Genomic DNA, 18,708 nt, shown 5'->3' with positions numbered 1-18,708 from the left:
GAAGGAGGCGGGGGATCCCGGGGGGTCGGGGTGCTCGGTCCGCTCCCGTCTCTGAGGAGGAGTCGTCAGGCGCGGGCGGCCTCGGAGACCTTGCGCGCCGCGGCGAGGGCCTGATCCAGGTCCGCCTTGAGGTCCTCGATGTTCTCGAGACCGACCGACAGGCGCACGAGGCCCGGGGTCACGCCCGTGGTGAGCTGCTGCTCGGGGGTGAGCTGGGCGTGCGTGGTGGAGGCGGGGTGGATCACCAGCGACCGGACGTCGCCGATGTTGGCGAGGTGGCTGAACAGGGTGAGGCTGTTCACGAACTCGCGGCCGGCGTCCACGCCGCCCTTCAGCTCGAACGAGAGGACCGCGCCGACGCCCTTCGGGGCGTAGGTGTTCGCGGCGGCGTACCACGGCGACGTGGGCAGCCCCGAGTAGTTCACGCTGGCGACGTCGTCGCGGCCGTCCAGCCACTCGGCGATCTCCTGCGCGTTCTGCACGTGGCGCTCGATGCGCAGCGACAGCGTCTCGATGCCCTGGATGAGGTTCCAGGCGCTCTGCGGCGCGATCGCGGATCCGAGGTCGCGGAGCAGCTGCACGCGGGCCTTGATGATGTAGGCGAGGCCATCGCCGACGGCCGCCGTGTAGCTGGCGCCGTGGTACGACGGGTCCGGCTCGGTGAGACCCGGGAACTTCTCCACGTTCTGCGACCAGGCGAAGGAGCCGCCGTCGATGATCGCGCCGCCGATCGTCGTGCCGTGGCCGCCGAGGAACTTGGTGACCGAGTGCACGACGATGTCGGCGCCGTGCTCGAACGGGCGGATCAGGTACGGGGTTGCGATCGTGTTGTCGACGATGAGCGGCACGCCCGCCTCGTGCGCGGCGCCGGCGACGCCCTTGATGTCGAGGACGTTGATCTGCGGGTTGCCGATGGTCTCCGCGAAGAACAGCTTGGTGTTGGGACGGACCGCGCGGCGCCACTCTTCGATGTCGTCCTGGTTCTCGACGAACGTGACCTCGATGCCGAGCTTGGCGAGCGTGTACTTGAACAGGTTGTAGGTGCCGCCGTAGATCGAGGAGCTCGAGACGAAGTGGTCACCGGCCTGGGCGATGTTGAGGATCGCGAAGGTCGAGGCGGCCTGACCCGACGCGAGTACGAGGGCGCCGGTGCCGCCCTCGAGAGCGGCGAGGCGCTGCTCGAGCACATCCTGAGTCGGGTTCTGGATGCGGGTGTAGATGTTGCCGAACTCGGCCAGTGCGAACAGGTTCGCCGCGTGGTCCGCGTTGTCGAACACGTACGACGTGGTCTGGTAGATCGGCGTGGCGCGGGCCTTGGTGACGGGATCCGGCGCAGCACCGGAGTGGATCTGCTTGGTCTCGAAACGCCAGTTCTCTGCAGCGGTCATGAGTGTCTCCTTCAGGATCAGCGACACCGAACCGCGTCGCAGGGCAGTGGGCCGTGGCTTCGACGGGCGCGAGAACCGGTGGCGTTGTATCGAGAGTACGAACCCGCGGCCGCTGTCAACAAGGCCGCGGAAATGTGACGTAACAGGGATCGGCCGCATGATTCCGCGGATCCGGAGGTCGCATCGACGATGGGCTGTCGTCGATGCGCGCGCGTGGATCCCGTAGCGTTGACGCATGGCGAACAGCGCGATGAACGACGGTCCCCACAACAGCAGACGTGCGGTGGTGACGGGGGCGAGCACCGGGATCGGCGAAGCGACGGTGCGGGCGCTGCGGGCGAGTGGCTGGGACGTCGTCGGCGTCGCGCGCCGCGAGGACCGCCTGCAGGCGCTCGCCGCGGAGACCGGATCGACGGCGTACGCCGCCGACCTCACCGACGCGGAACAGATCGCGGGTCTCGCGGAGCACCTGGCGCAGACCGGACCGCTGCACGCGGTCGTGCACGTCGCGGGTGGCGCCCGCGGCACGGAGCGGGTCGAGGACGGATCCGCGGAGAAGTGGCGGTGGATGTTCGAGGCGAACGTGCTCGCGGTGCAGCAGCTCACCGCGGCCCTGCTGCCGCAGCTGCGTGCCGCCGCGTCGCACGGCGGTCACGCCGACCTGCTGTTCCTCACCTCGACCGCGGCCCGCCAGTCGTATCCGGGCGGATCCGGATACAACGCGGCGAAGGCGGCGGAGTCGATGATCCCGCAGGTGCTGCGCCAGGAGCTCAACGGCGAGCCGATCCGGGTCACCGAGATCGCCCCGGGCCTCGTGCACACCGAGGAGTTCGCCCTGCGCCGCCTCGGCGGCGATGAGGTCGCCGCAGAGGCCGTCTACTCGGGCGTCGAGGCGCCGCTGGTCGCTGCGGATGTGGCCGACCTGATCGCCTACGCCTTGAACGCGCCGGGGCACGTGAACCTCGACCTCGTCGTGATCCGCCCGGTGGCCCAGGCCGCGGCGCACCTGCTCGCGCGCGGGCCGCTGCGCCCGCGCGGGGAGGACTGACCATGGGCGTGCACCTGATCGGCGGCGGCTTCGGCCGCGCCGCCTTCGCGCCGTTCACCGCCGAGGTGCAGGCCGTCGCGGCCGCGAAGGGGGTCGACGTGCCGCGCGTGGCCGTCGTCACCGTGCGCGAGGACGCGCATCCGGGCCACGCCGCCAATCTCATCGATGCGCTCACCGCAGACGGCGCGATCGCTCTCGACACCCGCGTGACGACCGTCGGACTGACGGATCTGGTGGATCCGGGTGTCTTCGACGATGTCGACGCGATCGCGATCGCGATCGGGGGCGGGCTGACCCCGGCGTACCATGCGGCCCTCGAAGCCGGGTACGACGTGATCCGCACCGCGGTGCAGGGCGGCACGCCGTATCTCGGCTTCTCGGCCGGTGCCATGATCGCCGCCGAGCGCGCGATCCTCGGCGGCTGGCGGATCGGAGAGGTCGCGATCGCCCCGGAGGAGACCGCCGAGGATCTCGACGAGATCACCGTCGTGCCTGGGATCGGTCTGGTCGACGTCTCGATCGACGTGCACGTGGCGCAGTGGGGCACGCTCAGCCGCCTCATCGCCGCCACCGAGGCCGGCGCCCTCGACGGCGGGCTGGGGATCGATGAGAGCACCGTGCTCATCGCCGACGCCGAGGGCCTGCGGATCGCGGGAGAGGGCAGCGTCTGGCGGGTGTTCCCCGGCTCCGAGGGCGTGACCGTCTCGAGCGATCGGGCGGTGCTCTGATGCCCAGGACGCTCGCCGAGCTCGCCGAGGACGGCCAGCTCGATGCGGGCTGGGCGGAGGCCCTGGCTCCTGTCGCGCCGCTCGTCGCCGAGCTCGGGGACCGGCTGCGCGCTGAGACCGCCGCCGGCCGCGGCTATCTCCCGGCCGGGCAGAACGTGCTGCGCGCGTTCGCCCGCCCGCTGGCCGACGTCAAGGTCCTGATCGTCGGTCAGGATCCGTATCCCACTCCCGGGCATCCGATCGGCTTGTCCTTCGCCGTGGACAAGGCGGTGCGCCCGTTGCCGCGCAGTCTCGGGAACATCTACCGCGAGCTGGAGACCGACCTCGGAATCGCGCCGGCCGCGCACGGCGATCTCTCGGCGTGGAGCGATCAGGGCGTCATGCTGCTGAACAGGGTGCTCACGGTGCGCCCCGGCACACCCGCCTCGCACCGCGGCTGGGGCTGGGAGAAGGTCACCGAGCTCGCGATCCGCGCCCTCGTCGCCCGCGACGCCCCGCTCGTCGCGGTGCTCTGGGGCCGCGATGCCGAAGGGCTGCGCCCCCTGCTGGGTTCGACCCCGGTCATCGCCTCCGCGCACCCGTCGCCGCTGTCCGCGAGCCGCGGGTTCTTCGGATCCCGGCCGTTCTCGCGGGTCAACGCCTTGCTCGAGGAGCAGGGCGCGGACCCCGTCGACTGGAGGATCGCATGAGCGACACCCCGACCGTGCCGCAGACCGGCAGGGACGCCGGGAGGATCCGACCGGTGCAGAGCCCGGATCTCGCCGCGATCCGGGACATCTACAACCACTACGTTCGCACGAGCACCGTCACCTTCGACGAGGAGGAGACCGATCTCGCGGTCTGGGAGCACAAGCTCGAGATCCTCGCGGAGACGGGCCTGCCGTTCCTCGTCGCGGAGGACTCGGATGGCGTTGTGCTCGGCTTCGCGTACGCGCAGCACTGGCGCGCGAAGTCGGCCTATCGGTTCAGCGCGGAGAACACGATCTACCTGAGCCCCGGCGCCGCAGGGCGCGGACTCGGGAAGGCGCTGCTGGAAGCGCTGCTGGACGCGTCGGCGAAGGCGGGGCTGCACGAGCTCATCGCCGTGATCGAGCCCACGGCGGCCGGAGCCTCGATCGCCCTGCACCGCCGCTACGGCTTCGTGGACGCCGGACACCTGAAGAACGTCGGCGTGAAGTTCGGCCGCACCCTCGACGTGCTGTTCCTGCAGAAGTCGCTCTGAGCGCCACGCGCACAGCAGATGGCTATCGCTTGTGCCGGCTCTTACCCACCCAAGAATCATTGCTGCGGTACTGCTCAACATGCTGCGGCGAGTTCGGGCCAATGATCAACGCGCCTGACGAACCGAGCGAGGTCATGCGACTGGAGCCGAACGCAAAGGGAGGGCGATGTTCGCCGCTAACAGCGTAGTTCTTGTCGCTCATGAGGGCCTCCTGATCTGGACTATAGCTGACCAACGTACGTATGGGGTCGGACATCGCGGTGGGAACGCATCCTTCGCGCTATCAGAGCCGCAACCGTGATGCGCCCAATCAAGAGGAAGCCGAAGATGACCACATGCCACACGAGGATGGCCCACCACAGCAGGTCCAACCAAGGCTGATGAAGCTCTCCGACGATACTCGCTGCAATGCTAAAGAGTGACACCGCGGACAAGAACATCAGCAATCGAAGGAACCTTAAAGGGCCTGACACGAGCGTGTGTTCTCGCCCAGCCGCGAGAAGGCCGAAGTAGACCGCTGGCGCAGCGATCAGTAGCGCTGCCGCGGAGTCAGGTGCCTTCAACCACACCTCCTTGGCGAACGGGAGAAGTAATAGACCTGCAGCTACAACGAGCGTGAATAAGGAAGCCAGTGTGGTTGCAAGCCAAAGACTTCTGCGGGGCAACTGGACGTAGACGCGCGCCGGTTCGGTTGGCTCCGAACTATACGATCCGTGTGCATGCGCGACGGGAAGACCCGTCGAGTCTGATCTTCCTCCAGAGGTTGTTCCTTCGTTGCCCGACGGTGGCAATCTTACAGCAAGACATCTCAATCCATCTGGAGTTTGAAACTCGAAGTGGAATGAGCGTGTTGCCGCGGCCTGATCCAGCGGAACCTCGATGCGCCTTGATGCGCCGATTGCGATTAGTGGTGCCGACAAAATGTCCACGATCTTGTTCGAGATTCCCCAATGGTACGAAAACTTGAGAACCTGTCTCGTGCCGGCCATTCGAGAATCGAGAACGGCCAGTAGGAGGAAATGGCTGGAGAACGTGCGAATCATCCCGCGCGTCACCTCCGTCGGGGTCTCTTTGAGTGACCACACGTGGACATCGCGCCAGATCCCGGTCGTCAGCAACCGTCGAACCGCAGCATGGTCTGCGATCGAGGTCTTGGGTCCGACGAGCTCAAGCAGAGCGTCGCGAGCGTCAGTCGTTAGCTGCACCCCGTCGACCTCGAGCATGTACGCCAACATTGATACTTCGCACTGTGAAATCTCATCGCTGCGCAGAATGGGGAGCGGCGTTCCATTAGGATCGCACGCGTCGAAATGACGGAGCGGACCTTTTGCAACCAAGCCCAGTGGAAGGATCATCTGCCCATCATTTCCTTCGATGGATTTTTCTGATCTTCGGGCGTCGTCCAGGTGGAGACGGGGGTCAGGGGGTGGGGTGCAATCAATGGAATGTCGACGACGACCACGTTCTCCTTCGAGCGGATGAATGCTGTCCACGCGACGATGGCACCACTCGGACCATGACATGATGAGATCGACGAGCGCCTCACCGATCTTTTGATCGGCGTTGTCTTTTCGCCAGAGGGTTCGGGGAGACATATCCACATTCTGCATGATGGTTGCTCCGTCGAGCGAAGCGACGCGTGGGGCGCCGAGGGTTCATTGTGGCGCAGTTTTCGGGCCTGTGAGACGACCGCGATCCCGGCGGAAGTGGTGCTGTGCTTGGCCGTGGGTCAGCATTCCGTAGGTGCGGCATGCAGGTTAGGTGAGCAGTTCGCCCTCGCGCATGCGCTCCCACAGCGCGAGTCGCGTGTGCGCGGGCTCGCCGATCCTTTCGAGCACAAGGTTGAGCAGCTGCTCGTTCAGCATGAACGCCGCCGAGTCGCTCTGGAACGCGTGATCGGTCGAGCTCGCGACGTCGAGCACGACGTCGGCGCGGGGCGCGATCGGGCATTCCAGACCATCGGTGACGAGCAGCAGCGCGACCCCGCGGCGCTTCGCCGCCGCGGCGAGGTCGGCCGCGCTGCGCTGGTAGCGGTGGAAGTCGAACAGCACCAGCACATCGCGCGGTGTCATGTCGACGACGGCACCGAGGTCATGTCCCGAGGGGTCGTTGAACATGCGCACCCCCGCGCGCAGCTCCTGCAGGTGCGTGCCGAGGTGGAACGCCGCGAGATAGGTGAAGCGGCCCCCGGTGAGGAGGATGCGCCGACCGGGATCCGCGAGCAGGTCGACGGCGGCGGCGTACGAGGCATCGGGGATCCGAGCGAACGACTCGAGGGTGCGCTCGGCCTGCACGGTCGCATCGCGCACCACGACCTCGCGCGGCGTGCCGGCCTCTGCCGGGGCGCTCAGCCGCACGAGCGGACCGGAGGAGCGTCGGGTCAGCTCGTCGCGCAGCGCGCGCTGGAACTCCGTGAACCCGCCGAAGCCCAGGCTCTGCGCGAAGCGCAGCACGGTGGGAGGGCTCACTCCGGCACGCTCCGCGAGGTCGGCCAGAGTGGACAGGCCTGCACTCGGGTAGTCGGCGAGCAGCACGCGGCCGACCTGGCGCCCGGCACGGCTGAGCTCGGGCAACGATGCGGCGACCAGGTCGGCGAGGGTCTCGTCGTCGGCCATAGGGCTCAGTCTGTCACGCGGGGCTCGCGTGCCGGGCGTCGAGGGACTCCGTGCGCATCGTTCCGTCGCCCAGCTGCACTGTCGTGACCGATTCGGCGGGCAGCGGCGTCCAGCCGGTTCCGGCCACGCCGGTCGAGCTGATCAGCACGGCGCCGTCGGCGGAGCGCTTCCACCGCAATGCGAAGTAGTCCTCATTGTGCTCATCGGGCAGGCCGCCGAGTTGGGCGATCTCGTCGAGGTCGTCGTCGGGCAGCACGCTGCGGGCGCTTGCGTGGACCACGACGAGCTGCTCGCGGTCGAGCAGGATCGCGTTGAGGCTGGACAGCGGGAAGGCTTCGCGCAACCGCCGCACCACCTGGAGGGTGGCGCCCGGCAGGTCGAGGCCGGCATCGAGCTGCTCCTGGATGAGCACGAAGTACATCTCACTGTCGGTGTCGCCGGTCATGCGGGCGAGGGCCTCAGGCGAGAGCATCGCGCGGGCCCGGCCGATCGGCTTGAGGGATCCGTTGTGCTCGAAGGAGACGTCACCGAGCCGGAACGGGTGGGCGTTGCACAGCTCGACGGGCAGGCCGAGGGTCGCCCAGCGCAGGTGCATCATCGCGGCGTGGCCGGCCGTGCCGATCGTGCGCCGGAAATCGGGGTCGGCGGCGGCGGACAGAGGCGACTTGCGGACGACGGGTGCGTCGCCGAGGTGCTCCACACCGGCCCAGCCCCAGCCGTCTCCGTGCAGCCGCGCCAGAGAGAGGAAACTCTCGATGCCGTCCTCGCCGAGCTCGCGGTCGGCGGTGGACGTGCCGGGGGACACGTACGCGAACAGGCGACACATGGGAGACCTCCGCTCCGGGCGGTCGCCCTCATCGCTGCGACCGCGTCGTTCCGAGTGATTCTGGTTCAAACGTAACAGAATCTGTAATGTGTGCAACACTGTAACAGGCATGACATCAAGCCGTAACAGGCTGCTGCGACGATGCCTCACGACGAAGTGAACCCCGAAGAAGGGATGTCCCCGTGACCGACCCCGACCCGAACGACCGAGACCAGGCATCCGCCGTGCCCGAAGACACCGCGCTCGATGACACGGTCCGCGCCCTCCGCGACCATGGTGTCGAGCTGCTCGTCGGCACGGCCCTCGACTTCGCGGGCGTGACCCGCAGCAAGGCCGTCCCGCTGCGCCGGCTGCCGAGCTTCGTGAACTCCGGGATGGGGGCCTCGCCCTCCTGGGTGGTGTTCTGCGCCGACAACGGCATCGCGTTCACCGGCGACATCGGCGTCTCCGGCGACCTGCGTCTGCGCCTCGACGCCGCCGCCGTCCGTCCGATCGGCGACGGGATGGCGTGGGGTCCCACCTGCTATCACGAGCAGAGCGGCGCGCGATCCGCGCTGTGCGCCCGCGGCCGACTCATCGACCAGGAGCAGCGGGTCGCCGCCGCAGGACTGACTGCGCTCATGGGCGCCGAGCTCGAGTTCACCCTCGTGAACGTCGACGGCTCGCAGCTCGAGGACGGATCCTGGGCCGCGTACGGGATGCGTTCGGTCGTGGCCCGCCGCGCCTTCCTCACCGACCTCACCCGCGCGCTCGAGGACGCGAACGTGGGCACTGAGCAGATCCACGCCGAGTACGGCACCGACCAGTTCGAGGTCTCCCTCGCGCCGCTGCCGCCCGTGCAGATGGCCGACACCGCTGTGCTCACCCGGATCCTGATCGGCCTCGTCGCCGCCCGGCACGGACTTGCGCCGTCGTTCTCGCCGCTCACGTTCGTCGGCGGATCCGGCAACGGCATGCACCTGCACCTCTCGCTCGCCCGCGATGGGCGGAACCTGTTCGGCACCGGCGACGGCCCGCACGGCATCTCCGATGAGGGCGGCAGCGCGATCGGCGGCGTGCTCGACGGGCTGTCCGAGCTGCTCGCGGTCTACGCCGGATCCGTCGTCTCGTCGCTGCGACTCAAGCCCGGATCCTGGTCGGGAGCTGCGGTGTGCTGGGGCCTGGAGAACCGCGAGGCCGCACTGCGGTTCCTCGCCGGCACGCCGGGCAACCCGCACGGCGCGAACATCGAGCTCAAGATCGTCGACCCGAGCGCGAATCTCTACCTCGCTGCCGCGGCCTTCCTCGGATCCGCCCTGGGCGGCATCGAGCGCGAGCTGCCGCTGCCCGAGGAGGTCGTCGGCAACCCCGCCGAGACGCCCGAGTCCGCTCGGCTCCGGCTCGACGCCGAGCCGTCTGCCGCACTCGACCGGCTCGCTTCCTCCGCGCTCGCCGACGAGCTCTTCGGCCCCGGCATCGTCGAGGGCGCGGTCGCCGTGCGGCGGCACGAGCTCTCCGCTTACGCCGACGCCTCGCTCGCGGAGATCACGGCGGCCTTCCGCCTCGCGTGGAGCTGAGCCTCCGCCTCGGTCCCTGAGCCTGTCGAAGGGACTCCCACCTGATCGACCACTTCGACAGGCTCAGCGACCGAAGACACCCGACCCGCGGCCCGAACCGCACCATCCCTCATCCATCCCCCACGGAGGAGACCCGAATGTCCGCCACCGAACCCGGCTCCGCGCCCGCCGCGGCGCCTGAATCCGCGCCGCGCCGCGCCCTGCCGCTCTGGGCCGCACTCGCCCTGTCGCTCGCCACCGTCGGTCCGACCCTCGCTATGTCCGGCAACGGCCAGGGTCTGGTCGCGATCGTCGGCAAGTCCGTGCCGCTCGTCTTCGTGATCGGCGCGATCGGCGTCGCGCTCGTCGGCTACGGCTTCATGCGCCTGACCCGCCACCTCAACCACGCCGGATCCGCCTACGGGCTGATCGGCGGCACCGTCGGTCCCCGCACCGGCTTCTTCTCCGGCTGGGCCATGCTCGGCGCCTACGTCGGCTTCTCGATCGGCACGCTCGCCCTCACCGCGGCGTTCGTGAACGCGCTGATCGCGGCGTTCCAGCCCGGCGTCGAGCACCCGATCCAGCTGCCGTGGCCACTCATCATGATCGTCGGAGCTGCACTCTCCTTCCTCCTCGCGGGGCGCGATGTGGCGCTCATCGCCAAGGTGCTGCTGATCATCGAGGGTGTCGGCATCATCGCGATGATCATCCTCGTGATCGCGATCTTCGGGCACGGCGGCGCGCACACCACCGGCATCGACTTCTCCAGCTTCAGCTTCACCGGCATCGACGTCGGCCAGGTGCTCTCGGGCGTCGTCGCGGCGTTCCTGTCTTGGGCCGGATTCGAGGCCTGCGCGTCGCTCGGCGAGGAGACGAACAACCCCAAGCGCAACATCCCGCGAGCGCTGTTCGGCACCCTGATCATCACCGGCGTGCTCTTCGTCGTGGTGATGTTCGCCCAGACCATCGGCTTCGGCACCGACGAGGCTGGTCTCAAGGCCTTCGGCACCTCCGGCAACACCCTGGGCGACCTCGGCACGCAGTACATCGGGCCGTGGTTCGGCGTGATCGCGATCTTCACCGCGACCTGCGCCGCGTTCGGCTCGCACATGGCGACGGTCGCGACCGCGAGCCGCATGCTCTACGCGTTCGCCCGCGACGGCTTCGGCCCGCGCTCGCTCGGCGTGCTGCACCCCAAGGGCGGCCCGCGTCGCGCGGCCTGGCTCGTGCTCGCCGTGGTCGTCGTCACGCTGCTGATCTGCGCCGCGACCGGCTGGCCCGTGATGGGCACCGGCAACGCCGCGATCGACGCGTACTTCTACTTCGCGGTCGCCGGCACGGTCTGCCTCATGGTCGCGTACCTGATGGTCGAGGTCGCCGCGGTGTACTTCGTCAACCACGGCCGGTTCCAGGCCGTGCACGGCGGCGGCGGACGCGTGCTCGGCACGGTGCTGCCGGTGCTCGGCGCGATCGTGATCGTCATCGTGATCTGGTTCAACGTGAAGGACTCGGCGGATCCGTCCGCGGCCGGCGTCGTCGCGCTGCTCTGGTGCGCGCTCGGGCTGATCCTCGCGCTCGCTGCGTCGAAGATCGCCAAGCAGGTCGGCGCCTCGCTCGCCCGCGAGCTCGAACTGCCCGGCCTGGGCAAGGAGCTCGACCCGATCCACCTCACCGGCCCCGCCGAGGACAGATGACGCTCTCCCTGCTCGCGCGCGACGCCCGGGCGATCGCGGGCGTCGAGAAGCTGCGCTTCTTCCCGCTCGAGGTCGTCAGCGGCCACGGCTCGGTCCTGGTGGACCCGGCCGGGCGCGGACTGATCGATCTGTCCGCGACCTGGACCGCGAACGGCCTCGGCCACGGCCATCCCGCCGTGGTCGAGGCGGTGTCCCGCGCCGTGCGGACCGCGCCCGGCGCGGGCGGGCTGTCGGCCATCCACCCCGACTCGGTCGGCCTCGCGGAGGACCTGCTCGCGCTCGTCCCCGCGTCGGGCGATGGCGAGCGCCGCGTCTACCTCGGCCATGCCGGATCCGACGCCAACGACGTGGTGCTGCGTTCCTGTCGTTACGCGTCCGGACGCCGCACCGTCGTCGCGTTCGAGCACGGCTACCACGGCGGCCTGGGGCTCGCGATGGGGGTGTCCGGGCAGCAGATCGAGGCCGGGCACGTCGGCGATCCGGATCTCGTGCTCGTGCGGTACCCGAACCCGTTCCGCCCCGGCCCGGCCGGGACCGACGCCGACGTCGCCGCATCCCTGGCCGCGATCCGCAACGCCCTGGCCACGGATCGCGTCGCCTGCCTGATCGTCGAGCCGATCCTCTCCGACGGCGGGCTCGTCGTCCCGCCGGACGGGTTCCTGCGGTCCGTGCACGAGGCCTGCCGCGCAGCCGGCGTGCCGCTCGTGGTCGACGAGGTCAAGGTCGGACTTGCCCGCACCGGCACGCTGCACGCGTTCCAGCACGACGGCATCGTGCCCGAGATCGTCACGTTCGGCAAGGCGCTCGGCGCCGGGATCCCGCTCTCCGCGGCGGTGGGACCGGCCGCGATCCTGGACCGCCCGGCCGGATCCGCCCTGCTGACCACTGCCGGCAACCCCGTGTCGACCGCGGCGGGCCGCGCCGTGCTGCGGACGATCGCCGAGGAGGGGCTCGTCGAACGGGCCGCTCAGGCCGGCGACCGGTTCGCGGCGGCGCTGCGGCGCCTGGCCGCGGGCGAGGGCCTCGAGGGCGGGCTGTCGGCCGAGCGGATCGGCGATGTACGCGGACGCGGGCTCACGATCGGGCTCGAGCTGGTCCGCGATCGCGACGGGCTGCAGCCGGACGGCGAGCTCGCACGCCGCGTCGTCTACCGGGCCTGGCAGCTCGGCGCGGTCGTCTATTACGTGGGCGGCAACGTCCTGGAGATCACGCCGCCGCTCGTCATCACGGATGATGAGATCGACCGCGCGGCGGACATCCTCGACCGGGCGATCGCCGATGCGATCGCGGGTCGGGTCAGCGACGAGGAGGTGCAGGAATATGCCGGTTGGTGAGCACGCGTTCGAGGAGAACGGGATCCTGGAGGGGCTGGAGGGCATCCCGCCCCGCCTCGCCGAGACCGCGCAGTCGCTCGCGCTGGTCGACCACCACGTGCACGGCTGCTACGTCGATCCGATCGACCGCGCCGCGTTCGAGGAGTCGTTCAACGAGGCGTCGACGGATCCGATCCCCGCGTTCATGACGCAGTTCGACTCCCAGCCCGGTTTCGCATTCCGGCGCTGGTGCGCCCCGCTGCTGGGCATCGAGCGGCACGCGCCCGCCGAGGAGTACTGGGCGGCGCGCAGCGCGCTCGCCCCCGCCGAGCTGGACCGGGTGCTGCTGCGCCCCGCCGGCGTCCAGCACTGGGTCATGGACACCGGCTTCAGCCTGCGCCCGATCACGGACCCGACGGCGATGGCCGAGGAGTCGGGCGGTGCGACCAGCGAGATCGTACGTCTCGAGCTCGTCGCCGAGGGGCTGCTCGCCGACGGCGTCGCCCCGGCCGAGTTCGCCGAGGCGTTCCGCGCGGCGATCACCGAGGCCGCGGTCGAGGCCACCGGCTTCAAGACCATCGTCGCGTACCGCGTCGGCTTCGACATCGACTGGGAGCCGCCGGCCGACGCCGCCGTGGCGGCAGCCGTGGAGCGCTGGGCCGCGCTCGGCCAGGAGAAGCCGCGGTTGTCGGATCCTGTGCTCGAAGCGTTCGTCGTGCACGCGGCGGTCGCGCTCGGCCTGCCGCTGCAGGTGCATGTCGGCTTCGGCGACCGCGACCTCGACCTGCACCGCACGAACCCGATGCTGCTGCTGCCGCTGCTCCGTCGCGCCGACGTGCAGCGCACGCCGATCATGCTGCTGCACTGCTACCCGTACCACCGTGAGGCGGCGTACCTGGCGCAGGGCTTCGACAACGTCTACTTCGACATCGGCCTTGGCGTGAACTACCTCGGCGCGCAGAGCCGGCAGCTCGTCGCGGAGGCTCTCGAGCTCGCCCCGTTCGCGAAGCAGCTCTACTCCTCGGACGCGTTCGGCCTGCCCGAACTGCACCTGGTGGGATCGATCCTGTGGCGGCGCGGAATGGCGGTCGCTCTGGGCCGTTGGGTGCGCGAGGGGGAATGGAGCGAGGCCGACGCCTGCCGCGTGCTGGAGATGATCGGCGCCGAGAACGCCCGCCGGGTGTACCGGCTCTGAACGCGTTCCCGGGGCTCAGCGCCCCGGGATGACGGGGATCGCCGCGAGCAGCCGCTTCGTGTAGTCCTGCTCGGGGTGGTGCAGCACACGCGCGGTGGGGCCGTGCTCGACGATGCGTCCGTCCTTCATCACGGCGACGTCGTCGCACAGGTTCTGCACCACGCCGATGTCGTGGGACACCAGCACAAGGGTCATGCCGTCACGGCTGAGCTCGCGGAGCAGGTCGAGGATCTGTGCGCGCACGGTGACGTCCAGAGCGGACATCGGTTCGTCGCCGATCAGGATCCGGGGTCGATGCGCGATCGCGCGGGCCAGGGCCACGCGCTGACGCTGGCCACCGGAGAACTCGTGCGGGTAGCGCGATGCCGTCTCGGGATCCAGGCCGACGCGGTCGAGCACCTCGGCGACTCTGGCGCGGTGATCGCCGTCGATGCCCAGCGCGCGCAGAGGCTCCGACACGATCCGGCCGACCGACTGGCGCGGATCGAGAGAGGCGTACGGATCCTGGAAGACCAGACCCGTCTCGCGGCGCAGCCAGTGCAGCGCCCGCGCCGACGCACGTGCGTCCACCGGGCGTCCGTCGACGTGCACGGTGCCCGCCGTCGGGCGGTCGAGCCCCAGCAGCAGCCGGATCAGGGTGGATTTGCCGGATCCGGATTCGCCGATGATGCCGAGCGCGCGACCTGCCATGACATCGAGGTCCACGTCGTCCAGAGCGACTGAGCGGGCCCGCCGCGCGAACGGTTCCTTCCGGGCTGCGAGGTACTTGCGGCGCAGCCTTCGCGCGCGGATCAGCGGCTCGTCGTGCGCGGCGTCCGGCACCGTGATCGGGTCGCTCATCCCTCCTCCTCCCCGCGCCACAGGGTCGCCGTCGCGTCGCGCAGCAGGCCCTGCGTGATCGGCGATTCCGGCGCGGTCAGCAGCGTCTCGAGCGGTCCGGACTCGATCACCCGGCCGTCGGCGAGCACGACGGCGTGCGTCGCGACCTGCGCGAGCACGGCGAGGTCGTGCGTGATGAACACGAGCGACATCCCGTCCGATTCCACGAGCGACAGCAGCAGGCGCAGCACCCCGGCCTGGATGGTCACGTCCAGCGCGGTCGTCGGCTCGTCGGCGATGAGCAGTCGCGGCCTCGCAGCGAGGGCGATGGCGATCGCGGCGCGCTGGCGCTGGCCGCCGCTCAGCTGATGCGGATAGCGGTCCACGATGCGCTCGGGATCCGGCAGAGCGACGCGGGCCGCCTCGCCGATCGCTCGAACCCTGGCGGCGCGCCGGCCGATGCGCTCGTGTATCCGGATCGTCTCCGCGATCTGGCGGCCGATCGTGCGGATCGGGTTCAGAGCGGTGCGCGGCTCCTGGAACACCATGCCGATCTCGTCGCCGCGGATCCCGGCGAGCTCGCGGTCGGGCAGGTTCAGGATCTCCCGGCCGTTCCAGCGCACGCTGCCGAACGCCGTGGCGCCGTCCGGCAGCAGCCCCATGATCGCGAGCGCGGTGAGCGACTTGCCGGATCCGGACTCGCCGATGAGTCCCAGGCGCGTGCCATCCGGCACGGCGAACGAGATGCCGTCCACGACCCGGCGGCCGTCGATCTCGATGACGAGGTCGGTCACCTCGAGGCTCATGCGGTCACCTCCGGCAGGCGCGGCTGGCCGGCGCGCGCCCGGTTCGCCGGGCGCCGTCCGGTGCGCAGCGTGGGATCCGTCGCGTCGCGCAGCGCGTCGCCGAGCAGGTTGAACGCGAGCACCGTGATCGTGATCGCGAGCCCGGGCCACACCACGGTGAGCGGGTGGATCTGGATGTAGCGCTGCAGGTCGGCCAGCAGGATGCCCCAGGACGGGTCGACGACCGACGCGCCGAAGCCGAGGTACGACAGCCCGGCCTCGGCGAGCACCGCCGTGGCCATGGCCCAGCTCAGCTGCACGATGAAGACAGGGGCGATGTTGGGCAGCAGATGCTGCACGAGGTTCTGCAGCGGGGTGAGGCCGGAGGCGCGTCCGGCCACCACGAAGTCGCTGTGCTGCACCCGCCGCAGCTCGGGGCGGGTGACCCGGGCGACGTTCACGCCGAATCCGATCCCGACGGCCCAGACGACGACCCAGAGGGATCCGCCGTGCACCGTGGAGATCAGCATCGCGATGATCAGCACGGGGAACGCGATGAGGACGTCGACGAGCACCGCCACGGTCTCGCGCATCCAGCGCGCCGTGAGCGCGCCCAGCGCACCGAGGGCGAGGCCGATGAGGGTGGCGATCGCACCCGCACCGACCGCCACGAGCACTGTCGTGCGGGATCCGGCCATGATCAGGCTCAGGATGTCGCGACCGGTCAGGTCGGTGCCGAGCAGATGCGGCCAGCTCGGGGCCAGCCAGCGGGAGGCGACATCGGTGGCGCGCGGGTCGAACGGCGTCCAGAACAGCGAGACGACGGCAGTGACGAGGATCGCGGCCACGACGATGAGGCCGAACAGCCCGGCGGCGGAGGAGCGGAGGCGGCGCAGCGTGGTCATTCGTCGGCCTCCCGCTGCCGGGGGTCGAGCGCGCGGTGCAGCAGATCCACGACGAAGCCGATGATGAGCACCATGCCGGTGAGCACGAGCAGCTCGCCCTGCACCTTCACGAGGTCGCGCGTGCCGACGTCGGCCACGAGCATGCGCCCGATCCCCGGCAGCGTGAAGAGCTGCTCGACGACGACGGATCCGACGATGATGCCGGCCACCTGGATGCCGAGCACGGTGATGATCGAGAGCCCGACCGCCGGCAGTCCGTGCCGGAGGAGGGCGCGGTTGCGGGTGAGCCCCTTCGCCGCCGCGGTGCGCACGAAGTCCTGTCCTGCGGCCTGCAGGGTCGCGCTGCGCACGAAGCGCAGCAGCAGCGCCCCCTCGATCGTGCCGATCGTGAACGCGGGCAGGATCAGCGCCTGCAACGCCGCGCCGGGATCCGCCCAGCCCCCACGGGGGAAGCCCTGCGCGGGCAGCCAGCCCAGCCACACCGCGAACACCACGACCAGCATCATGCCCGCCCAGACGACCGGGACGGCGGCGACCGCCTGGGCGGCCGTGTTCAGCGCCGTGCCGGCCGCGCGTCCGCGCAGCAGGGCCGATCCGATGCCCAGGGGAATGGCGATGATCAGGGCGACGAGCAGCGACAGCGTCGCGAGCGGCACCGTCACCTGGGCCTTCTGGGCGAGCTCGGCGGCGACCGAGGCGCCGTTGAGCTGCGACGTGCCCAGGTCGCCGTGCAGCACGCCCCCGATCCAGCCGAGGTACTGCAGCACGAGCGGCTGATCGAGACCGAGGCCCTTGCGGATCGCGTCGACCTGCTCCGGCGTGGCCTTGTTCCCCGCGAGCAGCTGCGCCACGTCGCCCGGGAACACCCGCAGCGCGAGGAAGATCAGCGCGCTCGCGACGAGGAGCCCCGCGATGAGCAGGGCTCCCCGGGTGAGCGCGTAGCGGAGCACAGGGCTGAGGCTACTTGGTGACGGTGACGCCGCGCAGATCCAGCCGCGAGTTGATCGAGTCCTTCGGGAAGCCGTTCACCCCGGGACGCACCGCGGTCAGGGTCTGATCCTCGTACAGCCAGTCGGCCGCGGCGTCCTTCGCGACGATCTCGGCGGCCTGGGAGAGCAGGTCGGCCGACTTCTTCGCGTCCAACTCGGTCTGCGACTGCGCGTAGAGCTTCTGAACCTCGGGGTTGTTGTAGCCGAAGTAGTAGTCCGGATTGGCGAAGTTGCCGAAGTCGCGCGGCTCGACGTGCAGCACGAAGCTGAGGTCGTAGTCGTGCTTGGTGTAGACGGAGTCCAGCCACGCGGGGAACTCGACCGAGTTCACCGTGAGCGTGACGCCGACCTTCTTGAAGTCGCTGGTGAGCAGCTGCGGAACCGTCGTGCCGTAGAACGAGGGGATCGTGAGGGTGAGGGCGAGATTCTCCTGGCCCGCCTCCTTGAGCAGCGACTTGGCCTTCTCCGGGTCGTACGGCGCCGTGCTGGACAGATCCTTGTACCCGGGGTCGAGCTGGGGGATCGGACCGTACAGGGTCGTCCCGACGCCGCGCGCCTCGATCAGCGCCTTGTGGTCGATCGCCAGGCGCAGCGCCTCGCGGACGCGCTGGTCGTTCAGCGGGGCCTTGGCGTTGTTGAACGCGAGGGTCCCCTTGTCGGTGGTACGGCCCTTCGTGATGGTGAAGGTCCCGTTCTTATCGAGCTGCGGCGCGAGGTTCGCGTCCACCGCGGTGAGCACGTCCAGCGTGCCGCTCTGCGCGGCGTTCACGCCGGCGGTGAAATCGGGGATGTAGTCGAAGACGACGCTCTTCACGCCGGCCTTGGCGCCCCAGTACGTGTCGTTGCGGGCGAAGGAGAGCGAATCGCCCTTCTTCCACTGCGTGAGGGTGAACGGCCCCGTGCCGTTCTCGGCGGCCTGCAGGTCGGTCGTGTCGCCCTTCTGGAACACGAGGCCCGCGGCGCCGGTGAGGCTGAACAGGAAGTTCTGACTGGGTTGCGTGAGCGTGATGACGACCGTCTTGTCATCCTTGGCTTCGATCGACGCGACGTCGGCGAGGTCGGCGTGCCCCTGGACGGTCTTGTCGTCCTTGGCGGTCTGCAGCGAGGCGACGACGTCGGATGATGTGAGCTTCGTGCCGTTGTGGAAGGTGATGCCGTCGTTCAGCACGAAGGTGTACGTCAGGCCGTCGGATGAGATGTCGTGGCTCTTCGCGAGCCGGTCGATGATCTTGTTGTCCTGCGTGCGGCTGACCAGCCCCTCGTAGATGTTGTCGACGAGCACCTGCTCGAGCGCGGCGCCGCTGGTGTGCCGGATGTCGAGGTTCGACGGTTCGAGCACGAGGCCCACCGTGAGCGTGGCGTTCGCGTCGGCGGCTCCCGAGGCGCTGCTTCCCGACGGAGCGGGGGATCCGGTGCAGGCGGACAGCATGAGGGCGGCGGCCGTCAGGCCGGTGAGCAGGGCGACGGCGGCGCGGCGCGGCGCGCGGCGGCGCGAGGCGAGGGCAGCGCGGGTGCGGTGCATGCGGGGGATCCTCTCGGGCGGTGCTGTGGGGTGCTGTGCGGGTGTGCGATGTGCGGTGCGTGCGGGTCTTGCGGTGTGCGGTCGAGCCTAGGGCGGCGGTTCAGCGCCGGGCTTCGGCGGCGGA

General features: G+C 69.8%; 18 protein-coding genes. 8 read left to right on the top strand and 10 right to left on the bottom strand.

Annotated features, from left to right (window positions below):
- Window positions 1-65 precede the first annotated feature (65 nt).
- Window positions 66-1,388 carry a bifunctional o-acetylhomoserine/o-acetylserine sulfhydrylase gene (locus tag ACTJI8_RS04900; RefSeq protein WP_440732268.1) on the bottom strand — a complete coding sequence of 441 codons (1,323 nt, stop codon included), beginning with the start codon at window positions 1,386-1,388 and terminating at the stop codon, window positions 66-68.
- Window positions 1,389-1,623: 235 nt separating this feature from the next.
- Between ACTJI8_RS04900 and ACTJI8_RS04895 the strand changes: the two genes are divergently transcribed.
- Genes ACTJI8_RS04895 through ACTJI8_RS04880 form a run of 4 tightly spaced genes read left to right on the top strand, consistent with a single transcriptional unit; the run spans window position 1,624 to window position 4,386 of the window.
- Entirely contained in the window at window positions 1,624-2,436 is an 813-nt protein-coding gene (locus ACTJI8_RS04895) for an SDR family oxidoreductase (RefSeq protein ID WP_440732267.1), read from the top strand.
- A 2-nt stretch (window positions 2,437-2,438) separates the two neighbouring features.
- Entirely contained in the window at window positions 2,439-3,164 is a 726-nt protein-coding gene (locus ACTJI8_RS04890; protein WP_440732266.1) for a Type 1 glutamine amidotransferase-like domain-containing protein, read from the top strand.
- Window positions 3,164-3,853, top strand: a complete 690-nt coding sequence (locus tag ACTJI8_RS04885) for a uracil-DNA glycosylase (protein ID WP_440732265.1) — start codon at window positions 3,164-3,166, stop codon at window positions 3,851-3,853. Before ACTJI8_RS04890 ends, ACTJI8_RS04885 begins: the two co-directional genes overlap by 1 nt.
- Window positions 3,850-4,386 (top strand): N-acetyltransferase family protein, encoded by a 537-nt coding sequence (locus ACTJI8_RS04880; RefSeq protein WP_440732264.1) that lies wholly within the window; start codon window positions 3,850-3,852, stop codon window positions 4,384-4,386. Before ACTJI8_RS04885 ends, ACTJI8_RS04880 begins: the two co-directional genes overlap by 4 nt.
- Before the next feature lie 22 nt (window positions 4,387-4,408).
- Here ACTJI8_RS04880 and ACTJI8_RS04875 read toward each other — a convergent pair whose 3' ends face one another.
- From ACTJI8_RS04875 to ACTJI8_RS04860, 4 genes are all read right to left on the bottom strand, one after another.
- Window positions 4,409-4,588 (bottom strand): hypothetical protein, encoded by a 180-nt coding sequence (locus tag ACTJI8_RS04875; protein ID WP_440732263.1) that lies wholly within the window; start codon window positions 4,586-4,588, stop codon window positions 4,409-4,411.
- A 19-nt stretch (window positions 4,589-4,607) separates the two neighbouring features.
- Window positions 4,608-5,996 (bottom strand): hypothetical protein, encoded by a 1,389-nt coding sequence (locus tag ACTJI8_RS04870; RefSeq protein ID WP_440732262.1) that lies wholly within the window; start codon window positions 5,994-5,996, stop codon window positions 4,608-4,610.
- A gap of 147 nt (window positions 5,997-6,143) precedes the next feature.
- On the bottom strand, window positions 6,144-7,001 hold the full coding sequence (locus tag ACTJI8_RS04865; protein WP_440732261.1) for a MurR/RpiR family transcriptional regulator: 858 nt from the start codon (window positions 6,999-7,001) through the stop codon (window positions 6,144-6,146).
- Window positions 7,002-7,014: 13 nt separating this feature from the next.
- Window positions 7,015-7,827 (bottom strand): class II glutamine amidotransferase, encoded by an 813-nt coding sequence (locus ACTJI8_RS04860; RefSeq protein WP_440732260.1) that lies wholly within the window; start codon window positions 7,825-7,827, stop codon window positions 7,015-7,017.
- 182 nt (window positions 7,828-8,009) lie between these two features.
- On the opposite strand from ACTJI8_RS04860, the gene ACTJI8_RS04855 reads away from it, so the two are divergent.
- The 4 genes from ACTJI8_RS04855 to ACTJI8_RS04840 all read left to right on the top strand — a co-directional run bounded on the left by ACTJI8_RS04855 (window position 8,010) and on the right by ACTJI8_RS04840 (window position 13,564).
- Complete coding sequence (locus ACTJI8_RS04855) at window positions 8,010-9,383, top strand: glutamine synthetase family protein (RefSeq protein WP_440732259.1); 1,374 nt, start codon at window positions 8,010-8,012, stop codon at window positions 9,381-9,383.
- Between the two features lie 137 nt (window positions 9,384-9,520).
- Window positions 9,521-11,056, top strand: coding sequence for an APC family permease (locus tag ACTJI8_RS04850; protein ID WP_440732258.1), 1,536 nt, complete (start codon window positions 9,521-9,523; stop codon window positions 11,054-11,056).
- On the top strand, window positions 11,053-12,390 hold the full coding sequence (locus tag ACTJI8_RS04845) for an aspartate aminotransferase family protein (RefSeq protein WP_440732257.1): 1,338 nt from the start codon (window positions 11,053-11,055) through the stop codon (window positions 12,388-12,390). The genes ACTJI8_RS04850 and ACTJI8_RS04845 overlap by 4 nt, the downstream gene beginning before the upstream one ends.
- Window positions 12,377-13,564, top strand: coding sequence for an amidohydrolase family protein (locus ACTJI8_RS04840; RefSeq protein WP_440732256.1), 1,188 nt, complete (start codon window positions 12,377-12,379; stop codon window positions 13,562-13,564). The genes ACTJI8_RS04845 and ACTJI8_RS04840 overlap by 14 nt, the downstream gene beginning before the upstream one ends.
- A 15-nt stretch (window positions 13,565-13,579) precedes the next feature.
- Here the strand turns inward: ACTJI8_RS04840 and ACTJI8_RS04835 are convergent, their stop codons facing one another.
- From ACTJI8_RS04835 to ACTJI8_RS04815, 5 genes are read right to left on the bottom strand one after another with little or no spacing between them, the layout of a single operon-like run.
- A complete protein-coding gene (locus ACTJI8_RS04835; protein WP_440732255.1) occupies window positions 13,580-14,404 on the bottom strand; it encodes an ABC transporter ATP-binding protein in 825 nt (274 codons plus the stop codon).
- The gene (locus tag ACTJI8_RS04830) at window positions 14,401-15,189 is read right to left on the bottom strand and encodes an ATP-binding cassette domain-containing protein (RefSeq protein ID WP_440732254.1); all 789 of its coding nucleotides are present in this window, start codon (window positions 15,187-15,189) and stop codon (window positions 14,401-14,403) included. The genes ACTJI8_RS04835 and ACTJI8_RS04830 overlap by 4 nt, the downstream gene beginning before the upstream one ends.
- On the bottom strand, window positions 15,186-16,073 hold the full coding sequence (locus ACTJI8_RS04825) for an ABC transporter permease (RefSeq protein WP_440732253.1): 888 nt from the start codon (window positions 16,071-16,073) through the stop codon (window positions 15,186-15,188). Before ACTJI8_RS04825 ends, ACTJI8_RS04830 begins: the two co-directional genes overlap by 4 nt.
- A complete protein-coding gene (locus ACTJI8_RS04820; RefSeq protein ID WP_440732252.1) occupies window positions 16,070-17,023 on the bottom strand; it encodes an ABC transporter permease in 954 nt (317 codons plus the stop codon). The genes ACTJI8_RS04825 and ACTJI8_RS04820 overlap by 4 nt, the downstream gene beginning before the upstream one ends.
- 10 nt (window positions 17,024-17,033) lie before the next feature.
- Window positions 17,034-18,584, bottom strand: a complete 1,551-nt coding sequence (locus ACTJI8_RS04815) for an ABC transporter substrate-binding protein (protein WP_440732251.1) — start codon at window positions 18,582-18,584, stop codon at window positions 17,034-17,036.
- Window positions 18,585-18,708 lie beyond the last annotated feature (124 nt).

The organism is Microbacterium sp. 22303 (genome assembly GCF_052045265.1).
GTDB lineage: Bacteria > Actinomycetota > Actinomycetes > Actinomycetales > Microbacteriaceae > Microbacterium.
The sequence above is the reverse complement of the archived record's forward strand: the minus strand, read 5'-3'. Positions and strand labels throughout refer to the sequence as shown.

Bases quoted from the DNA above. Each gene is read 5' to 3' on its own strand.
- ACTJI8_RS04900 (WP_440732268.1), bottom strand. From the start codon at position 1,388: ATGACCGCTGCAGAGAACTGGCGTTTCGAGACCAAGCAGATCCACTCC.
- ACTJI8_RS04815 (WP_440732251.1), bottom strand. From the start codon at position 18,584: ATGCACCGCACCCGCGCTGCCCTCGCCTCGCGCCGCCGCGCGCCGCGC.
- ACTJI8_RS04875 (WP_440732263.1), bottom strand. From the start codon at position 4,588: ATGAGCGACAAGAACTACGCTGTTAGCGGCGAACATCGCCCTCCCTTT.
- ACTJI8_RS04860 (WP_440732260.1), bottom strand. From the start codon at position 7,827: ATGTGTCGCCTGTTCGCGTACGTGTCCCCCGGCACGTCCACCGCCGAC.
- ACTJI8_RS04850 (WP_440732258.1), top strand. From the start codon at position 9,521: ATGTCCGCCACCGAACCCGGCTCCGCGCCCGCCGCGGCGCCTGAATCC.
- ACTJI8_RS04880 (WP_440732264.1), top strand. From the start codon at position 3,850: ATGAGCGACACCCCGACCGTGCCGCAGACCGGCAGGGACGCCGGGAGG.
- ACTJI8_RS04825 (WP_440732253.1), bottom strand. From the start codon at position 16,073: ATGACCACGCTGCGCCGCCTCCGCTCCTCCGCCGCCGGGCTGTTCGGC.
- ACTJI8_RS04890 (WP_440732266.1), top strand. From the start codon at position 2,439: ATGGGCGTGCACCTGATCGGCGGCGGCTTCGGCCGCGCCGCCTTCGCG.
- ACTJI8_RS04870 (WP_440732262.1), bottom strand. From the start codon at position 5,996: ATGCAGAATGTGGATATGTCTCCCCGAACCCTCTGGCGAAAAGACAAC.
- ACTJI8_RS04865 (WP_440732261.1), bottom strand. From the start codon at position 7,001: ATGGCCGACGACGAGACCCTCGCCGACCTGGTCGCCGCATCGTTGCCC.
- ACTJI8_RS04845 (WP_440732257.1), top strand. From the start codon at position 11,053: ATGACGCTCTCCCTGCTCGCGCGCGACGCCCGGGCGATCGCGGGCGTC.
- ACTJI8_RS04835 (WP_440732255.1), bottom strand. From the start codon at position 14,404: ATGAGCGACCCGATCACGGTGCCGGACGCCGCGCACGACGAGCCGCTG.
- ACTJI8_RS04830 (WP_440732254.1), bottom strand. From the start codon at position 15,189: ATGAGCCTCGAGGTGACCGACCTCGTCATCGAGATCGACGGCCGCCGG.
- ACTJI8_RS04895 (WP_440732267.1), top strand. From the start codon at position 1,624: ATGGCGAACAGCGCGATGAACGACGGTCCCCACAACAGCAGACGTGCG.
- ACTJI8_RS04840 (WP_440732256.1), top strand. From the start codon at position 12,377: ATGCCGGTTGGTGAGCACGCGTTCGAGGAGAACGGGATCCTGGAGGGG.
- ACTJI8_RS04885 (WP_440732265.1), top strand. From the start codon at position 3,164: ATGCCCAGGACGCTCGCCGAGCTCGCCGAGGACGGCCAGCTCGATGCG.